Genomic DNA, 2310 nt, shown 5'->3' on the forward strand with positions numbered 1-2310 from the left:
ATTAATTTAACCAAGCTGATTTCTCTGCGGACAAATCCTGCGGATTTATCCACGCCGAAATCATAGCCAAACCGTTGGCAAACATTTGATAACACTTAAATATGAATATAAAAGATACTGAAAGACTTTTAAATGTTAGAGTATCCGCTAATGATAAAGAATACGCGTGGGTGAAAAATGTAGTTTCAGTTTCTGCTATACTACTAGGTGTTTTAATTTCATTAAAAGATAATTCTAAAATACACTCTGATATTGAATCAAAATTATTCATAACAACAATTATATTCTTCGGACTTTGTATCCTTTGTGGATTAATCTTCTTATATGCTGATTCTGATACAGAACATCGTCTTGTGAAGAAGGTAATAGAAAAAGAATATGATTTGGGCGGATCAAACGGATTAAAAGCAACATTTGTCGAAAGAAGAAAAATCTTCTATATTTTAAGATTCTGTTTTTTCGTATCTCTAATATGTTCTGTTGTGAGTCTTGTTGCTTATGCAATTTATCCTGAAATGTCATTTTAATAAAAAAACGATTTGCCAACAATGTATATAATTTATGCTTAAATTTTTTCATGATATAAAGTTTAATCTATTAATTAACCGATTTGATACGACTGAAAATCCTATCGGATTTTAGCCGCACAAATCATATACTTACCGTTGTAAAACATTTTGAAACAATTCTGGACAAAATATAAACCCTTAGTATTTCTGATTTTAATTTTAATCGGAATTATAAATACTATATGGTTTTTAAAAACGAATGAGTTTTCTCAAGAAGACTTTTTTAATAAAGCGGTTTTTGACTCATATAACGAATCTTATAATGGAATTATAAGGGAAAAATTCTACCTCAAAGAAGGTGGTCGTAACATTTTTGTTTTAGACCAAGATGGAATAACAAAGCGGTTAGACTATGTTTATCAAAACCCTAAACTTTATGAGTTTTTAGAAATCGGAGATACCTTAATAAAAAGACCACAAACTAACTCAATAATTATTAAACGCACCAAATTGGATACGACAATCAACCTTAAATTTGAAAACCTAAAAGGGACTGAATTATATTCCAAAAACAATAAATATTTAAATAATTAAAAAACGTTTTACAACAACATATAACCGCAATTACGGCGGATTCGACTACGTCCGAATCCACTCGGAATTGCTAAGACCTGTGCTAAACCGAAAAACAAAGTAAACTAAACCGATAACTGACGGTTATACTAACCGTTAGCTATAATTACAAAAACAATGAGAAAACAGATAATACTTCTAATTACATTATTAACATTTTCAAATTTAATATTTGGACAAAAAAGCGAAAAAGAACTAAAGCAATACAAGCAATTTTTACCTTACATAATTAAAGGCCTTAAAGAAACTAATAAAAATTATGCGACTGAAAAAATAGATCAAAGAACAGTTGGATTATTTGAAAAACCTTGGCTCATAAAAAAAATAAAAAAAGAAACCGCTGAAGAAATACTAAACTCGATTATTGAGAACAAAAGTTATATTATAGAAAAAGATTACAGGGAAAAATGGAATTTAAATTTTTCTTCTCAAATAAATACAAATAGAGAAATAAAAGATGTTTACAATAGTAATGCTCAATTAGCGAATATGTTTGTAGCTATATCAAATGTTGAACTTATTGATAAAAATAAAACATCAATTATAGAAACAGAAGAAAGAAAAATTCAAATCAATCAATCTAGAGAATTAAATTTTCAAACTGGTGGCATTCAATGTAGTTTTCCTTTAAAAAAAGAATATGAAAATATCTCTGGAAACATTAAGCTAACCTTAACAGAATACCAGACAATTAGTTACAAAGAGTTTAATTCAAGTAGTGAAAATGAGGTTTTTGATTTAGGAAACGAAAAGAAACTAAAGCTTATAAAAATAGAAAATAATAAAGCATATTTTTATTTACCAAAATCAATAGATAACATCAAAATTTCTTCTGTAAATAAAAAAGGTAAAGAATATGGAGAAAATGCTAAAATGCAAATACCTGAAATTATATTTAATTACGGAATAGGAAAAGATATAACTGACGCTAAAACTAAATCTTTAATAGATAACCTAACACTGGAAGACTTGAATGAAAAACCTCAGATATTAATGTATGAAACCAACGGGACAATTGAGCAGCTATACATTTACTTAAAATCAAACCCAAAAGGATTAGCTTCAGAAAAAATGGAAATAAAACTATAGCTAACAAAGAACTGAGTTAAAAAGCAAACAATTTTAAGCTAATTTAGACATAAAGTTCTCATCATAAGGCAATCCACTT

At 27.7% G+C, this 2310-nt stretch carries 3 protein-coding genes; all 3 read left to right on the forward strand.

The window, feature by feature from the left end:
- Window positions 1–101 precede the first annotated feature (101 nt).
- On the forward strand, window positions 102–527 hold the full coding sequence (locus tag ICJ85_RS16030) for a hypothetical protein (RefSeq protein ID WP_188224809.1): 426 nt from the start codon (window positions 102–104) through the stop codon (window positions 525–527).
- A 150-nt stretch (window positions 528–677) separates the two neighbouring features.
- A complete protein-coding gene (locus ICJ85_RS16035; RefSeq protein ID WP_188224810.1) occupies window positions 678–1103 on the forward strand; it encodes a hypothetical protein in 426 nt (141 codons plus the stop codon).
- Window positions 1104–1259: 156 nt separating this feature from the next.
- Window positions 1260–2231, forward strand: a complete 972-nt coding sequence (locus tag ICJ85_RS16040; protein ID WP_188224811.1) for a hypothetical protein — start codon at window positions 1260–1262, stop codon at window positions 2229–2231.
- The last annotated feature ends 79 nt before the right edge of the window (window positions 2232–2310 follow it).

This window comes from Aestuariibaculum marinum (genome assembly GCF_014596975.1).
GTDB lineage: Bacteria > Bacteroidota > Bacteroidia > Flavobacteriales > Flavobacteriaceae > Aestuariibaculum > Aestuariibaculum marinum.